This window comes from Janthinobacterium sp. GW822-FHT07A03 (assembly GCF_058798815.1).
Window position 1 is genome coordinate 89280 of record NZ_JBXAKW010000002.1, and the last position, 13676, is coordinate 102955.

General features: G+C 65.7%; 13 protein-coding genes. 8 read left to right on the plus strand and 5 right to left on the minus strand.

What is annotated here, in order from left to right; all coding sequences use genetic code 11:
* Positions 1-23 precede the first annotated feature (23 nt).
* Complete coding sequence (locus tag AC1RJW_RS06415) at positions 24-404, minus strand: VOC family protein (protein WP_493044709.1); 381 nt, start codon at positions 402-404, stop codon at positions 24-26.
* An 80-nt stretch (positions 405-484) separates the two neighbouring features.
* On the minus strand, positions 485-1375 hold the full coding sequence (locus tag AC1RJW_RS06420) for a helix-turn-helix transcriptional regulator (RefSeq protein WP_493044278.1): 891 nt from the start codon (positions 1373-1375) through the stop codon (positions 485-487).
* A gap of 129 nt (positions 1376-1504) precedes the next feature.
* Between AC1RJW_RS06420 and AC1RJW_RS06425 the strand changes: the two genes are divergently transcribed.
* Together AC1RJW_RS06425 and AC1RJW_RS06430 are read left to right on the plus strand one after the other, a co-directional pair.
* On the plus strand, positions 1505-2548 hold the full coding sequence (locus AC1RJW_RS06425; protein ID WP_493044279.1) for a methyltransferase domain-containing protein: 1044 nt from the start codon (positions 1505-1507) through the stop codon (positions 2546-2548).
* 117 nt (positions 2549-2665) lie between these two features.
* On the plus strand, positions 2666-3418 hold the full coding sequence (locus AC1RJW_RS06430) for an SDR family oxidoreductase (RefSeq protein ID WP_493044280.1): 753 nt from the start codon (positions 2666-2668) through the stop codon (positions 3416-3418).
* Here AC1RJW_RS06430 and AC1RJW_RS06435 read toward each other — a convergent pair.
* Positions 3415-4314 carry a LysR substrate-binding domain-containing protein gene (locus AC1RJW_RS06435; protein WP_493044281.1) on the minus strand — a complete coding sequence of 300 codons (900 nt, stop codon included), beginning with the start codon at positions 4312-4314 and terminating at the stop codon, positions 3415-3417. The genes AC1RJW_RS06430 and AC1RJW_RS06435 overlap by 4 nt on opposite strands.
* A 112-nt stretch (positions 4315-4426) precedes the next feature.
* Between AC1RJW_RS06435 and AC1RJW_RS06440 the strand changes: the two genes are divergently transcribed.
* Positions 4427-5692: an MFS transporter gene (locus tag AC1RJW_RS06440; protein WP_493044282.1), complete on the plus strand. Its 1266-nt coding sequence runs from the start codon at positions 4427-4429 to the stop codon at positions 5690-5692.
* Here the strand turns inward: AC1RJW_RS06440 and AC1RJW_RS06445 are convergent.
* Positions 5689-6348, minus strand: coding sequence for a helix-turn-helix transcriptional regulator (locus AC1RJW_RS06445; RefSeq protein WP_493044283.1), 660 nt, complete (start codon positions 6346-6348; stop codon positions 5689-5691). The two genes, AC1RJW_RS06440 and AC1RJW_RS06445, sit on opposite strands and share 4 nt — an antisense overlap.
* 125 nt (positions 6349-6473) lie before the next feature.
* On the opposite strand from AC1RJW_RS06445, the gene AC1RJW_RS06450 reads away from it, so the two are divergent.
* The 5 genes from AC1RJW_RS06450 to AC1RJW_RS06470 all read left to right on the plus strand — a co-directional run bounded on the left by AC1RJW_RS06450 (position 6474) and on the right by AC1RJW_RS06470 (position 13236).
* Positions 6474-6956 carry a DUF2165 family protein gene (locus AC1RJW_RS06450; protein ID WP_493044284.1) on the plus strand — a complete coding sequence of 161 codons (483 nt, stop codon included), beginning with the start codon at positions 6474-6476 and terminating at the stop codon, positions 6954-6956.
* 67 nt (positions 6957-7023) lie between these two features.
* Positions 7024-8124 carry an efflux RND transporter periplasmic adaptor subunit gene (locus AC1RJW_RS06455; protein WP_493044285.1) on the plus strand — a complete coding sequence of 367 codons (1101 nt, stop codon included), beginning with the start codon at positions 7024-7026 and terminating at the stop codon, positions 8122-8124.
* Between the two features lie 12 nt (positions 8125-8136).
* Positions 8137-11235 carry a MexW/MexI family multidrug efflux RND transporter permease subunit gene (locus AC1RJW_RS06460; RefSeq protein WP_493044286.1) on the plus strand — a complete coding sequence of 1033 codons (3099 nt, stop codon included), beginning with the start codon at positions 8137-8139 and terminating at the stop codon, positions 11233-11235.
* Positions 11232-12635, plus strand: a complete 1404-nt coding sequence (locus tag AC1RJW_RS06465) for an efflux transporter outer membrane subunit (protein ID WP_493044287.1) — start codon at positions 11232-11234, stop codon at positions 12633-12635. Before AC1RJW_RS06460 ends, AC1RJW_RS06465 begins: the two co-directional genes overlap by 4 nt.
* A 25-nt stretch (positions 12636-12660) precedes the next feature.
* The gene (locus AC1RJW_RS06470; RefSeq protein ID WP_493044288.1) at positions 12661-13236 is read left to right on the plus strand and encodes a DUF1349 domain-containing protein; all 576 of its coding nucleotides are present in this window, start codon (positions 12661-12663) and stop codon (positions 13234-13236) included.
* Between the two features lie 25 nt (positions 13237-13261).
* Here AC1RJW_RS06470 and AC1RJW_RS06475 read toward each other — a convergent pair whose 3' ends face one another.
* Positions 13262-13606, minus strand: coding sequence for a hypothetical protein (locus AC1RJW_RS06475; RefSeq protein ID WP_493044289.1), 345 nt, complete (start codon positions 13604-13606; stop codon positions 13262-13264).
* Between the last annotated feature and the right edge of the window lie 70 nt (positions 13607-13676).

Below are 13676 nucleotides of genomic sequence, written 5' to 3' on the forward strand. Positions count from 1 at the left end.
CTATACCGGATTCAATACCGCAACTATTGCGGTATTGAATTCGCTTCCATGTACATCAATTCCCATTGATGCCCATCCAGGTCCTGGAAGCTGTGGCCATACATGAAGCCGAAATCGATCGGCTCCTTGTAGATGCTGCCGCCCGCCTGGACGGCTTTCGCCACCAGCGCATCGACTTCGCCACGGCTCTCCGCCGACAGACACACGAGCACTTCCGTCGCCACCTTGGTATCGCACAGCTGCTTGGGCGTGAATTGCTTGAATTTGTCGTGCGTCAACAGCATCACGAAGATATCGTCGGTGACGATCATGCACGTCGCCGTTTCATCCGTGAAATGGGCATTGAAGCTGAAGCCCAGCGCCGTGAAAAACGCCACGGAACGCTCGAGCGACTGGACGGGCAGATTAACAAGATTTTGCGGGCCATCATGTCTCCTTGTGGGTCGTAGTTATGGATACTGCCCGCCGATTCTACACCGGCTTTTTACGCGCCCGCGCGGCCCACGGTCTTCGGTGCGTAGCCGAAATAGCGGCTGAAGGCGGCGCTGAAATTGGCCGGGTGGCGATAACCGGTTTGCCAGCCCGCCTGCGCCACCTGGCAACCATTTTCCAGCAGTAACTTTGCCCGCTGCATGCGCAGCGCCAGCAGGGTGCGCTGGGGGCTATCGTTGTAGCGGTAGCGCCACCCCTGCTTGAGTTTGAACAAACTCAAGCCCGCTTGCGCGCACAGGTAATCGAGCGTGAGTGCCTGCGCCATCTGCTCCTGCATCAGCGCGTGGACGCGTTCCAATTTGACAATGTCGGCCTCGGACCAGCGCGGCACGGGCACGGGCGCTGGCCGCAGTCCCCGCAACTGTTCCGCCAGGATACTCAGCACGCCGATATGCACGGCCAGCGGGTCCGTCGCGCGCAGCAGCGAACGGGCGTGCAGGGCGGCGGCAGCCGTGGTGGCCGCATGCGCGAGCTGGCGCGCGCCGCCGTGGGGCAGCAGGGACGCCAAACCCTCGGGCCAGTAGCGCGCCAGCGCCTCTTCATCGACCAGCACGCGCAATTGCGCCGCCCGTTGCTGCGCCTCGAAACGGCGCTCGCCGCTGACGTGGCGAAACACCGTCATGGTCGTGTGACCGCCCTGGAAACGCAATTGTTCGCCATCGCGCGTGACGTAGCCGGACGCGCCTTCCAGGCCGATGGTGATCACCATGCCGCCTGCATCGTCATGCTGCGATGGCTCGACGAGCGCCAGGCGCGGGCGGTAATCGGAATGCACGAGCAGCAAGCCCTGGTCGACTTGCCGCTGGTCGGCGCGGCACTCTTTCAAGCCCGGGTCCAGCTGGCGCCGCACCCAGCCTGCCGCTGCCCTGTCCTGTTCCATCATCGCTCCTCCCCGTTTTCCCGCGCGCCGTCCCGCATACGAAAAACGCCGCCGCGCATACAAATGCAAATGATAATTATTCTCATTGTTGCATAAAATGACGCTGATGCCCACTTCGCCGAAAGGAAGATCATGTCATTCGATACGCAACACGCCTTGCAGCCGTACTGGGACCTGGCCGTCGCGCCCGTCCAGGCCGATGGACTGGCCGCCGCCCTGGAACTGGGCATTTTCGAAGTACTGGCCACGCCGCACACGGCGGCGCAACTGGCGGACGTCCTGTCGCTGCATGCGCCGCACACGGCCCTGCTGCTGGAATTGCTTTGGAGCATGCAGGTGCTGGAGCGCGATGGGGCCGATGCGGAGACGGATGCGAACGCACAACGCTACCGCTGCACGGCCGCCACCTTGCAGTATTTCTGCCGCGACTCGGTTGCCTTTTGCGGCGATGCCTGGCTGTACCGGCTGCACGCGCTGCGCCATTTCGCCACGCAGCTGAACACGCTGGTGCGCGACGGCGGAAAAGCGGCGCCGTACAGCACGGCCAATGGGGTCAACTGGGCCACCGCCGCGCAGCAGCAGATCGGCCAGGAGCAGCGCGCCGTCACCATGCGCGCGGCCCTGTGCGTGATGCAGCGCGTCGCGCCGTTTGCGGACGGCAACACGCCGCTGCGCCTGCTCGACGTCGGTGGCGGACCCGGCTGGGTGGCCATTGCGCTGGCGCAAGCCCATGCGGGCTTGCACGGCTGCGTTTTCGACTGGCCGGAAACGGTGGCCGTGGCGGCCGCGAACATCGCCCATGCACAACTATCCGACCGCCTGGAGACCCTGGGCGGCGACCTGGACAGCGACGACATCGGCCGCGGCTACGACCTCATCTGGTGCTCGTCCGTGCTGCATTTCGTGCCCGACATGGCGGCTGCCTTGCGCAAGATGCAGGCGGCGTTAAAACCCGGTGGCGTGCTCGTCTGCGTGCAGGCGGAAATCGCGGCGGCACCGGGCGACGCGGCACGCGTGCTGCCGTATTACTTGCCGATGCGCATGCTGGGCCGCACGGTGACACGGCACGGTGAATTGGCGCAGCTGCTGCGCGACACGGGCTGGCGGCAAGTGGAGCAGTACGGCGCCAGCGATTTTCCCATGGCGCCCGTGCAAGTGCTGATTGCTCGCGCCTAACAATTATCATTTAATAATTATCTTTTTTATAGCAAGAGACGATGCAAATGCGCTAAGCTGTGCCGGCATTGATCGATGTCATCCGCAGCACTCTGCTGCTTTTACAAGGAACCCATCATGAGTCAAGCTATTGCAGGGAAAGTCGTCGTCATCACCGGTGCCAGCAGCGGCCTGGGCGAAGCCACCGCGCGCCATCTGGCCGCATTGGGCGCCTGCGTCGTGCTCGGTGCGCGCCGCATGGATTTGCTCAATACCATCGCCGAGGAAATCACGGCGGCCGGCGGCCAGGCTGCCATTGCCCAGACCGACGTCACGGTGCCTGCCGACGTCAAGAATCTGATCGACACGGCGCTGGCCGTGTTCGGCAAGGTCGACGTGCTGATCAACAATGCGGGACTGATGGCCATCGCGCCGATGAGCGCCTTGAAGGTCGACGAGTGGAACAACATGATCGATATCAACATCAAAGGCGTGCTGAACGGCATCGCCGCCGTCCTGCCATATTTCCAGGCGCAAAACAGCGGCCACTTCATCAATATCTCGTCGGTGGCGGGGCTAAAGGTCTTCAGCCCGGGCGGCACCGTCTACAGCGGCACCAAGTTTGCCGTCAGCGCCATTTCGGAAGGCTTGCGCCACGAGCTGGCGGCCAGCGGCGGCACCATCCGCACCACCGTCATTGCGCCGGGCGCCGTGGATACGGAATTAAGCCAGGGCAGCAGCCACGCCGAGAGCGCCAAGGCCGTCAAGGAGTTCTACCAGATCGCCATTCCCGCCGATGCCGTGGCGCGCGCCATCGCGTATGCGATCGAGCAGCCGGCCGACGTGGATATCAATGAGATCGTGCTGCGCCCGACGGCGCAGGCGTTTTAAGCGGCATCCTGTTGCAGCGACTCGATGATCAGGCTGGCCAGGCGCTCGACGGGCGGCCTGGACACCGTTGAAGCGCGCAGCAATTCCAGCGACAGCGGGGGCAGGGCGGGCAAGCCCGCTTCCACGTGGTCGAGCGCGCGCACGGTCGAGGGCAAGCCCAGGCCCGTGCGCACCGTCACGCCCAGCCCGGCCGCCGCCGCCGCCCACAGTCCCGCCAGGCTGGGACTGGTAAACGCCGTGCGCCAGGCGATGCCGGCCCCATCGAGCGCCTGCGTGGCGCAGCGCTGGAACAGGCATTCGCGGTCGAACGTAATGAGCGGCAAAGGCTCGCCCGACTCGGGGCGCCAGGCCAGGCTGGACGAGGCGATCCAGCGCATGGACGGTTCGGCAATATGCTGGCGCTGCTGCTGCGGATATTCGGCCACGTCGGCGATGCAGGCGCCGCCCCACAGCAGGGCCAGGTCCAGCTGCCCCATGGCCAGCCCTTCCATCAGGGCCGTGTTGCGCGCCACGTGCGCCTCGATGCGCACTTTCGGATGCGCGCGGGCAAAACGCCCCAGCACGTCGGGCAGCAAGGCTTCGCCAAAATCCTCCTGCAGGCCCAGCCGGATCCAGCCTTCCAGTTCCGCCCCGCGCAAGGCGACGGCCGCCTCGTCGTTGAGTTCCAGCAGGCGACGCGCATAGCCGAGCAGCACGTCGCCGGCCGGCGTCAGCGCCAGCCCCCGTCCATCCTTGCGGAACAGGGGCATGCCCGCCTGCTCCTCGAGTTTTTTCAGCTGCGCGCTGACGGCCGAGGTGGAACGGCCCACCTTGTCGGCCGCGCGGGCAAAGCTGCCCAGCTCGATGCCAGCCACATAGCTGCGCAGAAAGGCGATGTCGAAATTAAGCAGGCTCATGGCGTGGAAGCAATCGTCCGGTTTTTTGGGATGGTGTAGCGTAAATTATCTGATATTCAGAATGATCGTAGCGCGCGACACTGTCAGGGTCAACCACTTTTATCTCCCTGCCATGAACACCCGTTGCCAAGCCATTCCCGTTCCTGTCCCCGTCACCGCGCCCGTGCTGGGCGACGCCCACCGCTGGAAAGTGCTCGCCGTCGGCGTGGCGGCCAATGCCAGCTTTTCCGCCGCCGCCAACGGCATGCCCACCACGGCCATCTGGCTGCGCAGCGGCTATCACCTGAGCAATACAGAACTGGGGGTGGCGCTGGGCGCCATGGGCCTGGGCGTGGCCCTGACCGAATTGCCATGGGGCATGGCCACCGACCGCTGGGGCGACCGCCCCGTGCTGCTGACCGGCTTGCTGGGCACCATGCTGGCGCTGCTGGCCTTGCTGCTGTGGATTACGCCCGCTGACGGGTCCGTGCCGCCCTTATGGGCGCTGGCGGCCGGGCTGGCGCTGGTCGGCGTGCTGGGCGGCAGCGTGAACGGCGCCAGCGGCCGCGCCGTGATGCGCTGGTTTGGCCCGGGCGAACGGGGTTTTGCCATGAGCATCCGCCAGACGGCCGTGCCGCTCGGCGGCGGCCTCGGTGCCCTCATCCTGCCCAGCCTGGCATCGCGCTACGGCTTCGTGCCCGTCTTCGGCGCCCTGGCCCTCGTATGCGGCCTGTCGGCGTTTTTTACGTGGCGATGGATGCATGAGCCCGATTTCTCTGCCGAGGCCGCCAAGGGGCCGCAAAACGCGTCCAAAAGCCTGTCCGGGGTCAAGCCACTGCCACCGTTGCGCAATCGAAAGGTCTGGCGCATGGTGGCCGCCATCGGCTTGCTGTGCGTGCCGCAGTTTGCCGTGCTCAGCTATGCCACCGTCTTCCTGCACGACCATGGCCGCCTGGGCCTGGCGGAAATCACCGCCGTGATGGTGGCCCTGCAAATGGGCGCCATGGTGATGCGCATCTGGAGCGGACGCCACACGGACCGCCACGCGAACCGGCCCGCCTGGCTGCGCGGCTCGGCCCTGGTGGCGCTGGCCTCGTTCGTGTTGCTGGGATGCATCGCCTGGCTGGAGGCGCCTGGCTGGCTGCTGATGGCCGCCGTGGTGCTCGCCGGCATCGCCGTGTCCGCCTGGCATGGCGTGGCCTACACGGAGCTGGCCACGGAAGCGGGCGGCGCCAATGCGGGCACGGCCCTGGGCATGGCGAACACGGCCGTCTACGTGGGGCTGTTCCTCACGCCCATTGCCATCCCGCACCTGCTGGCGGCCAGCAGCTGGCCCGTCGTGTGGTGGCTGGCGGGACTGGTGGCGCTGCTGACCTGGCCGCTGTTTCCTGACGCTTAGGGCAACAGAGAAATGCGATAGACGCAGCGCATCGCATTGGCCAGCACATGCTGCTCGCGCACGATGCTGGCGTGCGGTCCCACCACTTCCTGGAACAGCTGCAGTTCGGAGCGGCAAAAACCCTGGCAGGTGCGCGCGGCGGCGCAGATGGGGCAATGGTCTTCGATCAGCAGCCAGTCGTCGCCATCCGCTTCCACGCGCGCCATATACCCCTCTTCATCGCGCACGGCGGCCAGCTGCTGCAAGCGCGTGGGCAAGTCCGGCGCCGAGCACGCCAAGGCGTAGGCGCTGCGGCTTTCCTCTTCGCGCTGCGTGATCAGTTTATCCAGCCCCGCCTCGCCGAACAGCTGGCGCACGGAACCGATCAGCTTGATCGTCAGCTGCGCATGCGTGTCGGGAAAGCGCGCATTGCCCGCTTCCGTCAAGACCCAGTTCTGGCGCGGCCGTCCCGCGCCCGCCTGCGCTTCCTGGCGCCCCTCGATCAGGCCCGCCGCCACCAGTTTTTGCACTTGCTGGCGCGCCGCCTCGCCCGTCATGTCCAGGGTCTTGGCCAGGGTCGCCGTGGAGACGGGTCCCTTGGTCTTGATGAAATACAGGATGCGCTCCGTCGTTTGCGGCGCTTCGCTATTATCCAAACGTTTACTTGTGTAATTCATTTCGCTCAACTATCATGGGGCCAGTTAACCAACTAATTGCTTGCATAATAGGCCGGTAGCTCCCCGCTGTCGAGGAGTTTCCACGCCTGCATGCCGGCAAGGTACTCTTTTGACAGGATTTTCCCATGCAACTGTCTCACTCCATCTGGCTGTTTCACGCCATCCTCGCCACCGGCCTGGCCACCTGGCTCACCCTGGCCGCCATCAACAACCTGCACGCCTTCCACGGCTCCGTCTGGGCCATCGGCAACACCATGCGCATGGACCCGCTGCGCCAGGACCCGACCATCCAGACGCCGTTGCTGCGCCGCGCGCTCACTTCCCTGACCCTGCACCGGCTGGCGCTGGGCGTGGTGCTGGCGCTGCAACTTGCCGCCGCCATCGCCGCCTGGACGGGCGTGGCGCTGTTGTTCGGCGGCGGCCTGGGCGCTGGCTTGCCCTGGCTGAACCTGGCCTTGTGCGCCATGGCCGCCTTTTTGCTGCTGATGCACCTGGGCGGCCTGTGGTTCGGCTACTGGATCGCGCAGGAAGGCTTGCAGACGACGCACCTGGTGCTGCTGCTGTGGACCATAGGCCTGTTTGTACTCTTCAACGCGCAGCGGACCTGATCAGCCTCCGCTGCGCCTCTTCTTCCCTTTGTACTCTTCCCTTTGTACTGCTGTAAAGGACTTCACCATGAATACGAAAATCGTCGGCGCCTCCGCGCTGGCCATCGCCCTGGCCGTCGCGGGCGCCGCGCTGACCCCGCGCGCAGACTCGCATGCGGCCGATGCCGCCGCCTCCCCCGCCACCAAGGTGGCGCTGGTCCCCGTCGTGCTGGGCACGCAGGAACGCTTTTTTGCCGGCGTGGGCGAGCTGGAAGCGGCGCGGCAAGTGCAGGTGACCGCAGAAACGGGCGGCCGGATCACGCAGATCCGCTTCGAGTCTGGCCAGCAGGTGGCAGCTGGCGCCGTGCTGGTACAGCTGAATGACGCGCCGGAACAGGCAGCCCTGCTGCGCCAGCGCGCGCAGCTGAAAAACGCGGAAAGCAGCCATGCGCGCACGGCGCAGATGGTCAGGGAAAAAGCGGCCACGCAGGAGCAATTGGATAGCGCCCTGGCCGCGCGCGATGCGGCGCTGGGCGACGTGCGCCAGACGGAGGCGCTGATCGCGCAAAAGACCATCCGCGCACCGTTCGCGGGGCAGCTGGGCATCCGCAAGGTGCACGCGGGCCAGTACCTGAATGCGGCCGACACGGTGGCCAGCCTGATCGACACGAAGTCGCTGATGGTGAACTTCGCCCTCGATGAACAGAGCAGCGCAAAGCTGGCGCCAGGCCAGGCCGTGCAAGTGCTGGTGGACGCCTGTCCCGATGAAATCTTCACGGCGAAGATCAACGCCATCGATCCGCTGATCGCCCGCTCGCGCATGGTGCAGGTGCAGGCGGCGCTGACAAATCCCCGTGGCGCTTTAAAAGCAGGCATGTACGCGAACGTGCGGGTAGCCCGCGAGGCCGGCCGGCAGCTGACGGTGCCGGAAACGGCCGTGACCTACAGCGCGTATGGCGACACCGTGTTTGTGGCGCAGCAGGAGGGCAAGCAGCCGCTCACCGTCAAACGCGTGGGCGTCAAGCTGGGCGAGCGGGCAGGGGGCCGTGTCGCCATCCTGGACGGCTTGCGCGAGGGGCAGCGCGTGGTCGCCTCGGGCCAGCTGAAACTGGCCGACGGCATGGCCGTGCAAGCCGTGGCCAATACCCTGGACGAGGCGAAACGCGCCGCGCCCAAGGCCGGTTCCTAAGGAGCGCACGCGATGAAATTTACCGATTTATTCGTGCGCCGCCCCGTGCTGGCGCTGGTGATCAGCACCTTGATTCTGATGCTGGGCGTGATCGCCATCCTGCAACTGCCGATCCGCCAGTATCCGATGCTCGAATCGTCCACCATCACCGTGAAAACCACGTATCCGGGCGCCTCGGCGGAACTGATGCAGGGTTTTGTGACGCAGCCGATTGCGCAAGCCGTATCGTCGGTGGAAGGCATCGATTACCTGACTTCGTCGTCGGTGCAGGGCAGCAGCACGGTCACCGTGCGCATGGAACTGAACCGCGATTCCACACAGGCGTTGACGGAAGTCATGGCCAAGGTCAACCAGGTGCGCTATAAATTGCCTGAGGGCGCTTTTGACCCCGTCATCGAGCGTTCGGCCGGCGATTCCTCGGCCGTGGCCTACGTGGGCTTTGCCAGCGAGAGCGTCTCGGCGCCCGCGCTGACCGATTATCTGGCGCGCGTGGTGCAGCCGATGTTCGCCACCATCGACGGCGTGGCGAAGGTCGACGTGTATGGCGGCCAGCAGCTGGCCATGCGCCTGTGGATCGACCCGGCCAAACTGGCGGCGCGGGGCCTGACGGCGGCCGACGTGGCCGACGCCGTGCGGCGCAATAACTACCAGGCGGCACCGGGCAAGGTGAAGGGGCAGTTCGTCGTCTCCAACATCAGCGTCAACACGGATCTGACCAGCGTGGAACAATTCCGCGACATGGTCATCACCAAGGGCGGCGATGCCAGGGACGGCGCCGCCCTCGTGCGGCTGAAGGACGTGGGCACGGTGGAACTGGGCGCAGCCGCCACGGAAACGAGCGGCATCATGGACGGCGTGCCGGCCGTGTATCTGGGCCTGTCGCCCACGCCGGGCGGCAACCCGCTGGTGATCGTCGACGGCATCAAGAAGCTGCTGCCCGAGATCCAGAAAACCCTGCCGCCGGGCGTGAAGGTGGAACTGGCGTTCGAGACGGCGCGCTTCATCCAGTCGTCCATCGACGAGGTGGCGCACACCCTGCTCGAAGCACTCTTGATCGTCGTCATCGTCATCTACCTGTGCATGGGTTCCCTGCGCTCCGTGCTGATTCCCGTCGTGACGATCCCGCTGTCGATGCTGGGCGCGGCGGCGCTGATGCTGGCCTTCGGCTTCAGCATCAATCTGCTCACCCTGCTGGCGATGGTGCTGGCCGTGGGCCTGGTGGTCGATGACGCCATCGTCGTGGTGGAAAACGTGCACCGGCATATCGAGGAAGGCAAGACGCCCGTGGCCGCCGCCCTGGTCGGTGCGCGCGAAGTGGCCGGCCCCGTGATCGCCATGACGATTACGCTGGCGGCCGTGTATGCGCCGATCGGCATGATGGGGGGCCTCACGGGAGCGCTGTTCAAGGAATTCGCGCTGACCCTGGCCGGCGCCGTGGTGGTGTCGGGCGTGGTGGCGCTGACCCTGTCTCCCGTGATGAGCTCCCTGCTGCTGCAGCCGAAACAATCGGAAGGGCGCATGGCGCGCGCCGCCGAGCATTTCTTCGAGGGTTTGACCAGCCGCTATGCGCGCCTGCTGGACCGCTCCCTGCACCACCGCTGGCTGAGCGCCGGTTTCGCCGCGCTGGTGATGGTGAGCCTGCCGTTTTTGTACCTGCTGCCGCAGCGCGAACTGGCGCCGGCGGAAGACCAGGCCAGCGTCTTGACGGCGATCAAGGCGCCGCAGCATGCCAACCTCGATTACGTCGAGCGTTTTTCCTACAAGCTCGATGCCATCTACAAGCATATCCCCGAAACGGATTCGCGCTGGATCATCAACGGCGGCGAAGGCCCCGCATCGAGCATCGGCGGCATCAACCTCACGCCGTGGGCCGAACGTTCGCGCAACGCGGCCGTCATCCAGGCGGAACTCCAGCACGCCGTGGGCGACGTGGAAGGCACCAGCATCTTCGCCTTCCAGCTGGCGCCCCTGCCCGGATCGAGCGGCGGCTTGCCCGTGCAGATGGTGCTGCGCAGCGCGCAGGATTACGCCACGCTGTTCCGCACCATGGAAGACGTCAAGCAGCGCGCGCGCGACAGCGGCCTGTTTGCCGTCGTCGACAGCGACCTCGATTACAACAACCCCGTCGTGAAGGTGCGCGTGGACCGCTCGAAAGCGAACAGCCTGGGCATCCGCATGCAGGACATCGGCGAATCGCTGGCCGTGCTGGTGGGCGAGAATTACCTGAACCGCTTCGGCATGGATGGCCGCGCGTATGACGTCATCGCGCAAAGCCCGCGCGAACAGCGACTCACGGCGCAAGCCCTGACGCAGCAGTACGTGCGCGCCGACGACGGCAGCCTGCTGCCCCTGTCCGCCGTCGTTTCGGTGACGGAGCAGATCGAGCCGAACATGCTGACCCAGTTCAACCAGCAGAATGCGGCCACCTTCCAGGGCGTGCCGGCGCCGGGCGTGACCCTGGGCGATGCCGTCGCCTTCCTCGACGGCGTGGCCAAGACTCTGCCGCCGGGCTTCAGCTACGACTGGCAGTCCGATGCGCGCCAGTTCGCCACGGAAGGCAATGCGTTGCTGCTGGCCTTCCTGGCGGCCGTCGTCGTCATCTACCTGGTGCTGGCGGCGCAGTATGAAAGCCTGACGGACCCGCTGATCATCCTGATCACCGTGCCGCTGTCGATTTGCGGCGCGCTCATTCCCCTGGCGCTCGGCTACGCCACCGTCAATATCTACACGCAGATCGGCCTCGTGACCCTGATCGGCTTGATCAGCAAGCACGGGATTTTGATGGTGGAATTTGCCAATGAATTGCAGGTGCATGAACGGCTGGACCGCATCACGGCCATCCGCAAGGCGGCGCAGATCCGCTTGCGCCCGATCCTGATGACGACGGCCGCCATGGTGGTGGGCCTGGTGCCGCTGCTGTTCGCTTCCGGCGCGGGCGCCAACAGCCGCTTCGGCCTGGGCGTGGTGATCGTCTCGGGCATGTTGATCGGCACCTTCTTCACCTTGTTCGTGCTGCCCACCGTGTACACCTTTCTGGCCCGCCGCCACACGGCCGACCATGCCACGCCGCGCGCCCGCGATCTGTCGCAGGCGCTGAAGGAAACCCCATGAAAAATTACCGCTATCTCGTCGCCCTTTTCCCCGTGCTGGCCGGCTGCGCCGTCGGTCCCGCCTACGTCACGCCGGGCACGCCCGCCATCACCCTGGCCAGCCCCCAGCAAACGCAGTTTGCGCCAGCTCAAACGGCGGCCAGCAGCGCCGCCTGGTGGACGTTTTTTGACGATGCACGGCTGTCGCAGCTGATCGCCGGCGCGCTCGAACACAACCTTGATATCGCGCAGGCACAGGCGAATCTGCTGGCCGCGCGCGCCGTCTTCGACGAGCGCCGCCTCGATGAACTGCCTGCCGTCACGGGCCAGGCGGGCGGGCAGCGCACGGTGCAGCAGGACACGCCCGATAGCCGCGCCGCCAGCACGAATACGCGCGTGGGTTTCGACGCGCAATGGGAGATCGACCTGTTCGGCCGCCTCGCGCATATTTCCCGCTCGGCGCAGGCGCGCGCCGACGCGGCGCAGGCGGACTTGCGGCAAATGCAACTGACGATTGCCGCCGAGGTGGCGCGCAATTACTACGAGGCCCTGGGCTACCAGCAAAACCTGGCGCTGACGCAGGCGCAGATACAAAGCTGGCGCGACACGGTGGCATTGACCGACGCGCGCATCCGTGCCGGCAGCGGCTTGCCGGAAGAACGCCACAACGCGCTGGCCAACCTGGCGCGCAGCGAGGCGGCCTTGCCGCCGTTGCAGGCGGGCCTGCGCCAGGCGCAGTACCGGCTCGATGTCTTGAGCGGCCAACGACCTGGCACAGACACTGCGGGCACCATCGCCCTGGCGACGACACCGCGGCAGCAGGCGCCGCTGGCGGGCCAGCTGCCGCTGGGCGACGTGAACCGGCTGATCAAGCAGCGGCCCGACGTGGTGCGCGCCGAGCGCCTGCTGGCCGCCTCCAGCGAAGACGTGGGTGCCGCCACGGCCGACCTGTATCCGCGCCTCAGTCTCGGCGGCTTTCTGGGCTTCTTCGCCCTGCGCGGCAGCGGCGTGTTCGACGGCGGCGCGCGCGCCTTCGAAGTGGCGCCCTCCGTCAGCTATCCGGCCTTCCGCCTGGGCAGCGTGAAGGCCCGCCTGCGCGGCACGCGGGCCGAGGCGCAGGGCGCGCTGGCGCGCTATGCACAGACGCTGTTAGTCGCGCAGGAAGACGTGGAAAACGCCGTCACGCAGCTGGCGGAAAACCAGACGCGTCTCGCGTCGCTGCTGGAATCGGCGCGCCATGGCAACGCGGCCCTGGGCATCGCCAGCACGCGCTACCAGGGCGGTGCCGGCAGCTATCAGGCGGTGCTGGAAAACCAGCGCGCCTTGTTCGATATCCGGCGCGAAGCGCTGCAGGCGGAAACGGCGTCCTACATCGATGCGATCGCCCTGTACAAGGCGCTGGGATGGGGGCACACTATGTGATCTTTTTATCTCGGAAAGGCACACGATGTTCACGCAAGGCAGCTGGCTGAATCCACCGGAAAACTGGTCCGCCGACGGCGCGCAATTGCGCGTGACGACGGATGCGAACACGGATTTCTGGCGCAAGACCTCGTATGGTTTTATCCGCGACAGCGGCCACTTTTTCGGCACTGAAATCGACGGTGATTTTACGGCGCAGCTGCACGTGGCGGCGCAGTACTCTGCGCTGTACGACCAAGCCGGCATAATGGTGCGCATCGACGAGCAGAACTGGATCAAATGCGGCGTCGAATTTTCCGACGGCCAGCTGTTATTGAGCAGCGTATTGACCTTGGACAAATCGGACTGGGCCGTCAGCATCGCGCCCGCCATGCCGGACGGTTTCTGGCTGCGCGTGACGGTGGAAAAGGGCGTGATCCGGGTGCAGTATTCGACCGATGGCCAGCGCTGGCCGCTGCTGCGCCTGGCGCCGTTTCCTGCGGCCGGCAGCTACCGCGTCGGACCCATGTGCTGCACGCCGGAACGCGGTGGGCTCGAGGTGGTATTTTCGCAGTTTGCCACCGGTCCCGCGCTGCAAAAAGAGTTACATGATTTGAGCTGATTTTCCAACATAAAATCGCAGCTGTTTATTCGTGCTGGTTGAGCGAGCGGTGCACGTCTTTCGACTCGTTGCGTCCCGGCCTGTCATCGGCCAGCTTGCCCGCTTCGCTGTGCGGCTGCTGGGCCACGCCCTTGACGCGGTCGCGGTGTTCCGGCTGTCCCAGGCCAGGCATGTTTTCCCGCTCCACGGCGTCGGGCGGGCTCTGTGGCGTGATCACATTATTCGCCCAGTGTCCGCTGGCGACATTGCCGCTGGCGGGCTTGCCGCCGCCCTGGTTGGCATAGGCGTCGCCATCCGCCTGCGCGGCATCGGTCTTGTCCATGCCGCTATTGCGGGCCTGGTCTGCGGGCTTCGAGGGAGTATCGTTCATCGCGCTTCTCCTGTTAACGGTCGATAAAAACCCTATCTTGCCCACAAAATTCCGACGCCACAGCCGGTGT

Bases quoted from the DNA above. Each gene is read 5' to 3' on its own strand.
- AC1RJW_RS06435 (WP_493044281.1), bottom strand. From the start codon at position 4,314: ATGAGCCTGCTTAATTTCGACATCGCCTTTCTGCGCAGCTATGTGGCT.
- AC1RJW_RS06425 (WP_493044279.1), top strand. From the start codon at position 1,505: ATGTCATTCGATACGCAACACGCCTTGCAGCCGTACTGGGACCTGGCC.
- AC1RJW_RS06460 (WP_493044286.1), top strand. From the start codon at position 8,137: ATGAAATTTACCGATTTATTCGTGCGCCGCCCCGTGCTGGCGCTGGTG.
- AC1RJW_RS06445 (WP_493044283.1), bottom strand. From the start codon at position 6,348: ATGAATTACACAAGTAAACGTTTGGATAATAGCGAAGCGCCGCAAACG.
- AC1RJW_RS06440 (WP_493044282.1), top strand. From the start codon at position 4,427: ATGAACACCCGTTGCCAAGCCATTCCCGTTCCTGTCCCCGTCACCGCG.
- AC1RJW_RS06420 (WP_493044278.1), bottom strand. From the start codon at position 1,375: ATGATGGAACAGGACAGGGCAGCGGCAGGCTGGGTGCGGCGCCAGCTG.
- AC1RJW_RS06430 (WP_493044280.1), top strand. From the start codon at position 2,666: ATGAGTCAAGCTATTGCAGGGAAAGTCGTCGTCATCACCGGTGCCAGC.
- AC1RJW_RS06470 (WP_493044288.1), top strand. From the start codon at position 12,661: ATGTTCACGCAAGGCAGCTGGCTGAATCCACCGGAAAACTGGTCCGCC.
- AC1RJW_RS06450 (WP_493044284.1), top strand. From the start codon at position 6,474: ATGCAACTGTCTCACTCCATCTGGCTGTTTCACGCCATCCTCGCCACC.
- AC1RJW_RS06455 (WP_493044285.1), top strand. From the start codon at position 7,024: ATGAATACGAAAATCGTCGGCGCCTCCGCGCTGGCCATCGCCCTGGCC.
- AC1RJW_RS06475 (WP_493044289.1), bottom strand. From the start codon at position 13,606: ATGAACGATACTCCCTCGAAGCCCGCAGACCAGGCCCGCAATAGCGGC.
- AC1RJW_RS06465 (WP_493044287.1), top strand. From the start codon at position 11,232: ATGAAAAATTACCGCTATCTCGTCGCCCTTTTCCCCGTGCTGGCCGGC.